Origin of the sequence: Microseira wollei NIES-4236 (assembly GCF_020521235.1) — a bacterium.
Classification (GTDB): domain Bacteria; phylum Cyanobacteriota; class Cyanobacteriia; order Cyanobacteriales; family Aerosakkonemataceae; genus Microseira; species Microseira wollei.
Genome location: NZ_BLAY01000061.1, coordinates 45019 through 51684 on the forward strand (window position 1 = coordinate 45019; position 6666 = coordinate 51684).

The window sequence follows — 6666 nt, forward strand, 5'->3', positions numbered from 1 at the left end:
CCCCGCTTGTAGGAATGCCATTACCATCGTAGCTTGTTGCATCCTGGTGTTGCCATTATTTCACCCATCTGGGTGAAGATTTGCGCTCGCGCGCCCATAGCTGCGAACTCTCTCTGTTCTTGAAGTAGCACTAAGCTTTTGATAAACTAAAATAGTGCTATCGAGATCCTATGAAAAAGTTATCGTTTTATTTCCTTCTTTGTGTCGTACTATTGTTAGGAATTATCTTAGTTCAAGCTCCCTTGTTACAAGCGATCGCGCCGCCCCAAGATGCGACTATTGTATCTGGGCAGTCAAATATGGAAAGCGAAGATGAAGCAAGCGCCTCAATGTCAAGTTTCGATGAGGCGGTCAAGAACGCTGAAACTTTACCAGGATTATTTACGCTTTATCGCCACAAACAAAATGGCAAAATATTACTGGAAATTAAACCAGAACAACTGGATAAAAACTACCTGGCTACTATTACCCTAGCGTCGGGGATTGGCGAACAATGGTTGTATAGTGGTATACCGCTGCCAACTTTCTTGTTCTATTTTCGCCGGGTGAATAACAATTTACTTTTTACGGTTCGCAATGTAAATTTTCGGGCGAATCCCAATGACTCCCAAAGACTTTCGGTGGAGCGTTCTTTTTCCGATTCGGTGCTAGATTCTCTCAAAATTATCAGCATTCATCCCCAACGGCGGACTATGCTTGTCGATTTGGGAAACCTGCTTTTGAAGGATTTACCTGGGTTAAAGTCTCTGCTGAGAAAAACTTTACAGGTTCGTTACGAACTCGATGGGAGCAAATCTTATTTTGGCACAACTGGAGGGTTTCCCCTAAATGTAGAAATCGATGCGATTTACGGGTTCACACTATCGGATGGTGAAAATGAACCCGATCTGCCAACCTTACCCGATAGTAGAGCGCTGAGTCTGAGAGTGCATTACAGTTTCTCTCAGTTGCCGGAAAATAACAACTATCGTCCCCGCCTTGCAGATGAGCGCGTTGGCTATTACTATACCACCTATAAAGACTTTTCTGGCGATAATCAACCAGATCCTTTTGTGCGCTATATTAATCGCTGGCATTTAGAGAAACAAGACCCCAGTGCGACAATTTCTCCGCCGAAAAAACCAATTGTATTCTGGATTGAAAATACCGTTCCCCTCGAATATCGCGAGGCGATTCGCGAAGGGGTGTTGATGTGGAATCAGGCATTTGAAAAAGCCGGATTTAAAGATGCTTTGTCAGTGCAACAGATGCCTGATAATGCACCTTGGAATCCAGCGGACGTGCGTTACAATACGATTCGCTGGCTCAATTCTCTGGATGCGGCATTTTTTGGCATAGGGCCATCGCGAGTAAATCCCCTGACTGGGGAAATTTTGGATGCGGATATTGTTGTCGATGGGGATTTGGTGCGATCGCAAAAGCAAGACTATCGCACTTTTGTCGAAAACCAACGGTCTGCGAATGCGAATTTAACTAACCCACCCAGGGATATGACTCAAGCAAACTATCAATTAGCCATCGGAGAGATTGCACTTCCCTTAGTTCAAACTAAACCGAATGAAATGAAACAATTTATTCACCAATTCTGGCGATGGGTTGTTGCTCACGAAGTCGGACATGCGTTAGGTTTGCGACACAATTTTCGCGCCAGTACTCTGCTTAAACCAGAGGAACTCAATAACACCAACATCACCCGCACTAAAGGAATGGTGAGTTCGGTGATGGACTACGTACCCGTAAATTTAGCGCCGATTGGTACGCCGCAAGGAGATTATTTCCCAGTTATTGTCGGCGCTTATGACGAATGGGCGATAGAATATGGCTACAAACCCAGCACCGCAACAACTACTCTGGCGTCAAAGCCATTTTTACAACAAATTGCTAATAGACAAGCGAATAATCCAGAATTATCTTATGCACCCGATGAGGATGTATACGATCTCGATCCAACTGTCAACACCTACGATTTAAGCAGCGATCCGTTACGCTATTCCCAGCTACAACTCGATAACGCTCGCGTTTTGTGGGATCGCCTCAATCGGCGTCCTCCATCCGCAGACGAGGGTTACAGCGAACTCAGAGAAAGCTTTGACCAAATATTGTTTTATTATTGGCGACAGGTTTATTTTATTTCTAAATATATTGGCGGACAATCGTTTTATCGCGTCCGTCCCAACGCACAAAACCAACCCCTCCCCTTTGTACCCGTCCCCGCCTCCAAGCAGCGAGAAGCATTGACAGTTTTGCAAAAGTATCTATTCGCTGCCGATGCGTTTAATTTCCCGCCGGAATTGCTGAATAAATTAGCACCTTCGCGGTGGAATGATTTGGGGAATGAAGCGGTGATGAATCGCTTAGATTATCCCATTCACGATCGCATCTTTTTTTTCCAAAGCTACTTTTTAAGCATATTGCTGTCAGGCGATCGCCTCTCCCGCTTGCGCGACTTGGAATTAAAAGCCCCACCCGGAGAATCCCTGACAATGCCTGAATTATTTAATACCTTGCAAGCGGGGATTTGGACGGAACTAGAGGAAATGGTTAAAATCTCCAGTTGGCGGAGAGCGTTGCAGCGGGAACACCTGCGGCTATTAATTAACATGGTACTGCGGACAGAAAGCGTACCAGAAGATGCGCGTACGCTTGCTTGGTCTAAACTCAGACAACTGCGTTCCGAGAGCGACCGCACTCTGAGAAAGCAAGGTAAAAATTTAGACGAATATACAATAGCCCATTTGGCAGAAACCCGCGATCGCATTACCAAAGTTTTGGATGCTCCCTTGCAATCAAAACATAAAAAGACACTGTAAGGCGATATTGTCAAGATTCGCTCACAATCAATCGGTGTAAATTTTCCACCATTGCAGCGGCTCTGCCAATGCAGAAATCGCTGAATATTGGTTGAATATTTACACCAAACCTTTGAAATCAAATTAACCAATTCTGCAAAAGCTCTGCAAAATTATCTATATTGTTAGCATTGCAACTGTAAATTTTGCTCGCAAATCTCCATTGATTAAACAGATCTCTGGTGCGTTACGCTGTCGAAGAGAGCACCCTACAGTTTGTCTACAGTTTGTCCCGGTTTCGGGAAAAATGGGCTGACGTTACAGAAATTATCCAAAGGAAGCATCGGCATGATTGGTACAGCCGCACTCAAACGTAAGAAAATGACGGAGACAGGCGTTTTGAAGATACTGAGTGCGGTTTCGAGAATGGATGCAGAAACATTCTGCGAGCGCTGGTTTGGTCTTGACGAGCTAGAACCAGAAGATAGAGAGCAGGTTAAACGGGAAAGGGGTTACAGAGCAAGGTGTGTCAGGATTTTGAGTGCCGTGCTGAGGAAGCCTGAAAAAACGATTAGCAACTGGGGTTCCAGATTTGAGGAGATGCCAGAAGACTATCAAGTAACGCTGACTTATGCAGATGCGCTGCGGGTTCAGTTGCAGGCATCCCCAGATCGGCTTTTAAGTTTGTTTCTAGAGCGCCGCTCTAGAGAAGAAAATTAACCCTGATTTGGGGGTAAATATATTGCTCTCCTGGCTGGGAAAGTTCTATTTTTTTGGTATCCAGATTTTCAACAATCAATCCCAATGAAACAAAGCTTTTTACCCAATCCCAATCTAAATCTCCAGCTTTCCCTCCCCGCTCCAACTCCTGACGAACCAAGTCCCGCAAGAGAACCGTTGAAACATTTGCTGATTGGTTCTCCTCAAGCGGTGAGGGGTGAAATTAAAAGATTGCACGTCCTTGGTTACGCCGAAGTTGGTGCGTGGAGTCCCCTCCAACCAATGGCTAACAGAAGGGAGATGATGAGTATTTTGATCAAATATATTGTTCTCCGATAGTACAAATGCGATTTGCCGGAGGCATATCCGCTTCGCGGAATCGCACACCCATTGCACAACAAGGAAGGGGATGCGATATTTGGTTTTTGGGGCACGGCATGGCAAAATCTTCTCGTTACCAGCAAAGCCGATCGATGTTCCCTACTGAATGGGATTTTTTTTCCGTTATATATAAGCGCGCGCCTTGACCATTATGAAAATAACAATATCAGAAAAAGAACAGAAAAGTCAAGGGATGCGGGATTGATATCATGTATAGCTAATGGCTAATTGCTCATGGGAATATTGTCCTGATATACCATTAGCCATTAGCAATTAGCCATTAGCTATTTATCTATTAGTAGATTCCAGATATTGCTGTAAATCTTTAGTTCGTTGTTCGGTCAATCTTGCCAAACAACTCGCTTGAATCATCGGCGCCATTGTTCCACCTTCAACTTCACTGCGTTCAAAATTGCAACTAGCATCGCGATATCTAATCCACGCTTGCTGTGCAGTCACTAATTGCTGTCTGCGCGCAGCAGGTAGCTTAGGCAGCAATTGTTGGTAAACTTGATTTAACCTGCGATCCGCATTGCGATAGGCAATTCCCGCACAGGCATTCATTTCTGATTGCGTTTGAGGATTGTTACAGTTCGGTTGTTGAGCAACTTGTACGCCTGCTACATTAGACCTCTCCAAAAACTCTTGTGGGGTAGGCGTCTCGCCTGCCCTTGACTCTAGTTTATGGAAAATTATATTGGGACTTGCATTGGCAATTGTCCCCGCAGCAATTCCCAAACCGAATAGCGTTACCGTGCCAATTGTGACTAGTGAAAATTTACCCATTGCAGAAAATTTAAGTGACGGTAACTACAACTTAGCAAATGCGTTCGCGCCAGCGTGCCTCTGGCATATCGCGCCTGTCCCCATTCGTTTCTAACCGCAATATTTCTTAACTTAATTAAAAATTTACCGAATTGACAGCTAAAGTTCATTACTACTTCATATTTTTACAATATTTCCTAGGGAAATTAGTATATTTTTAACCATAGAAATGAAATAGGTAAATTTCATGAAAAAAAAACTGAACGCCCTTCAAGCTTCCTTCGTTCTCAGTACATTAACCGCCTTTTGTCTAGGCGCATCCTCTGCCAGTGCCGCCTTATTAGTCGGCAATACCAGAGGTGACAACGTACTCCTATTTGACGAGCAAAACGGACAATTACTTGGGGATTTCATTCCTGCTTTTGGCTTGTTTGTCAAGCGCGCAGCAAAAATGGCAGCCGCTACACAAACGAAGGTGTACCTCATACGGCTGCAATCCGCTATAAGATCCAGATGACATAAACTTTGGCCCCGACGGTAACCTTTACATCTCTAGGGGAAGAACCCCCGAAACTTCCGCCATTTTGCGCTACGACGGCAAAACCGGGCAATTCCTGGATGTTTTCGCCTCTGGCGGCGGGTTATTGCGCCCCTATGGTGCGGCATTCGGCCCCGATGGTTATCTCTACGTCAGTAGTTTCCTCACCGACCAAATTTTGCGCTACGACGGCAACACAGGTGCGTTTGTCGATGTATTTGCTTCAGGCAATCGTCAACCAGGAGGATTAAACGGCCCAGACGATTTGCTATTCGGGTCTGATGGTAGTCTTTATGTAACTACTCAAGGCAGCGTCGCGATTAACGGCAGTCCTGATTTTAGCTTTGGTCTTCCCAGCCAAGTGTTGCGTTTTGATATAAATACAAAAACATCTACAGTATTTATAGATCAGCCAGCACCATCACCCGACAGTGTTGGATTTGTTAGTTTTCTCGGACTAGCTTTTGGCCCCAACGGAGACTTGTTTGTCAGCGATTTTGCTAACGATATTAGACGTTACGACTTGGCAACAGGAGCGTTAGTTGATACTTTATCGACCAATTACACGGGGACTATTCCGAGTAACAATTTCATCGGTAACTTGACCTTTGGGCCAAACAACGAGCTTTACACCGTCGGCTTTGATTTTACAAACAATAACTTTGGCGCAATTCTCCGTTATGACGCAGTGACGGGAAACCCCTTGCCTTCACCGGGTAATAGCGGTTCCATTTTCGTACCCACTAACAGTCGGCTGTTGCGTCCTATCGGCATCACGTATACTTCAGAGAGGCTTACTCCCGTACCTGAGCCTACTACAACTGCTGGTTTACTGACAATAGGCGCTTTGTTCTCAGTTTCGCTGCTAAAACGTCAACGCAAACAAATTAATTAACGGAAGTTGCTAATTGCTAATTGCTAATTGCTAATTGCTAATTGCTAATTGCTAATTGGTAATATAGCATTTTTCCTGATTGAGCCATTAGCCATTAGCTGCACGTTTGAGTCGGTGTAGGGACACGGCATCCAAAACCTGATCTACAAGCAAACATTTGATGATTGCCGTGTCCTCTGAAAAATCGTCGGTGTAGGGACACGGCATCCAAAACCTGATCTACAAGCGAACATTTTATGATTGCCGTGTCCCTCTGAAAAATCGTCGGTGTAGGGACGCATCCAAAACCTGATCTACAAGCGAACATTTGATGATTGCCGTGTCCTCTGAAAAATCGTCGGTGTAGGGACACGGCATCCAAAACCTGATCTACAAGCAAACATTTGATGATTGCCGTGTCCTCTGAAAAATCGTCGGTGTAGGGACGCATCCAAAACCTGATCTACAAGCGAACATTTGATGATTGCCGTGTCCTCTGAAAAATCGTCGGTGTAGGGACGCATCCAAAACCTGATCTACAAGCGAACATTTGATGATTGCCGTGTCCTCTGAAAAATCGTCGGTGTAGGGACGCATCC

Annotated in this window: 9 protein-coding genes; 5 read left to right on the forward strand and 4 right to left on the reverse strand. The window is 44.9% G+C overall.

Features of this window, described 5'->3' with window-relative positions:
* Nucleotides 1-170 precede the first annotated feature (170 nt).
* From MiSe_RS20515 to MiSe_RS20525, 3 genes are all read left to right on the forward strand, one after another.
* Nucleotides 171-2810: a zinc-dependent metalloprotease gene (locus tag MiSe_RS20515; protein WP_226584411.1), complete on the forward strand. Its 2640-nt coding sequence runs from the start codon at nucleotides 171-173 to the stop codon at nucleotides 2808-2810.
* A 255-nt stretch (nucleotides 2811-3065) separates the two neighbouring features.
* Nucleotides 3066-3509, forward strand: coding sequence for a hypothetical protein (locus MiSe_RS20520; protein WP_226584413.1), 444 nt, complete (start codon nucleotides 3066-3068; stop codon nucleotides 3507-3509).
* Nucleotides 3510-3593: 84 nt separating this feature from the next.
* Complete coding sequence (locus MiSe_RS20525) at nucleotides 3594-3848, forward strand: hypothetical protein (protein ID WP_226584416.1); 255 nt, start codon at nucleotides 3594-3596, stop codon at nucleotides 3846-3848.
* On the opposite strand, the gene MiSe_RS51070 is transcribed toward MiSe_RS20525, so the two are convergent.
* Nucleotides 3826-3948, reverse strand: a complete 123-nt coding sequence (locus tag MiSe_RS51070) for a hypothetical protein (RefSeq protein ID WP_264196606.1) — start codon at nucleotides 3946-3948, stop codon at nucleotides 3826-3828. The genes MiSe_RS20525 and MiSe_RS51070 overlap by 23 nt on opposite strands.
* 230 nt (nucleotides 3949-4178) lie before the next feature.
* A complete protein-coding gene (locus tag MiSe_RS20530) occupies nucleotides 4179-4676 on the reverse strand; it encodes a lysozyme inhibitor LprI family protein (RefSeq protein ID WP_226584417.1) in 498 nt (165 codons plus the stop codon).
* Nucleotides 4677-4902: 226 nt separating this feature from the next.
* Between MiSe_RS20530 and MiSe_RS20535 the strand changes: the two genes are divergently transcribed.
* Together MiSe_RS20535 and MiSe_RS20540 are read left to right on the forward strand one after the other, a co-directional pair.
* The gene (locus tag MiSe_RS20535) at nucleotides 4903-5172 is read left to right on the forward strand and encodes a hypothetical protein (RefSeq protein WP_226584420.1); all 270 of its coding nucleotides are present in this window, start codon (nucleotides 4903-4905) and stop codon (nucleotides 5170-5172) included.
* Between the two features lie 67 nt (nucleotides 5173-5239).
* Nucleotides 5240-6088 (forward strand): Vgb family protein, encoded by an 849-nt coding sequence (locus MiSe_RS20540; RefSeq protein WP_226584423.1) that lies wholly within the window; start codon nucleotides 5240-5242, stop codon nucleotides 6086-6088.
* 234 nt (nucleotides 6089-6322) lie between these two features.
* Here the strand turns inward: MiSe_RS20540 and MiSe_RS51075 are convergent, their stop codons facing one another.
* Nucleotides 6323-6445 (reverse strand): hypothetical protein, encoded by a 123-nt coding sequence (locus tag MiSe_RS51075; RefSeq protein ID WP_264196608.1) that lies wholly within the window; start codon nucleotides 6443-6445, stop codon nucleotides 6323-6325.
* A gap of 12 nt (nucleotides 6446-6457) precedes the next feature.
* The coding region (locus MiSe_RS20545; protein ID WP_226584426.1) for a hypothetical protein at nucleotides 6458-6666 on the reverse strand (209 nt) is incomplete at its 5' end.